Here is a 779-nt window from a genome sequence, read left to right as displayed (position 1 = left end):
TGTGAAGAACGACGCAAAAGAAAATGCTGAGCGTGAGCGTGTATCGAAACTTGCTTTGGCTGAGCAGAAGCGTTTGCTTCGCCAAACAAATCAGGAAATTGCTGAGGAAGAAAAAGAAAAGCAACGTTTGAAAGCCTTGTTTGATAAGAACGAAGACGACATCGCAACTCTTCAAGAAAAACTCGATTTAGCGAGCGGCACACTTGGCGAAGTATTTGGTGTTGCGAAAGAAAGCGCGCTGGATTTAATTCCTAGCCTTGAAGATTCGATGACCAGTGCACAATTTCCTGATCGTATTACAGCATTGCGTTTTGCCGAGACCAGTAAGGTGCCAACCCTTCTTGAGCTACAAGCCTTATTCAGTAGTTTTGAAAGTGAAATTGTTGAATCAGGGAAGATTGAATTATTAGATCTTCCCGTTGTTGCATTGGATGGAAAAACTTCCCCTAAGCAAGTGCTTCGTATCGGTACCTTTAGTGCGATGGATGAGCGAGGTAATTACCTAGCTTGGGATCTTAGCAAGCAACAATTGAGCGAACTACCGACCCAACCTTCAGAGACGTTTTCGCAGATTCCGCAATTGGATACTGCAATCCCTACCACACTGTTAATTGATCCAACGCGCGGCGAATTGTTTGCATTGCTTGACCGCGAGCCAACGCTTCAAGAGCGTATTGCACAAGGCGGGAACATTGGCTACATCATTATTGCGCTTGGCTTGATTGGTTTATTGATAGGCCTATACCAGCTATTGAAATTGCTTAAGGCTGAGTTAGGCG

General features: G+C 44.7%; 1 pseudogene. It reads left to right on the top strand.

The annotated features are described in order from the left end of the window. Window positions 1–779: pseudogene (locus A3762_RS27085) on the top strand (DUF724 domain-containing protein); the annotation flags it as partial.

The sequence above is a fragment of the Oleiphilus sp. HI0125 genome (assembly GCF_001635355.1).
This window is presented reverse-complemented; position numbering and strand designations above follow the sequence as displayed.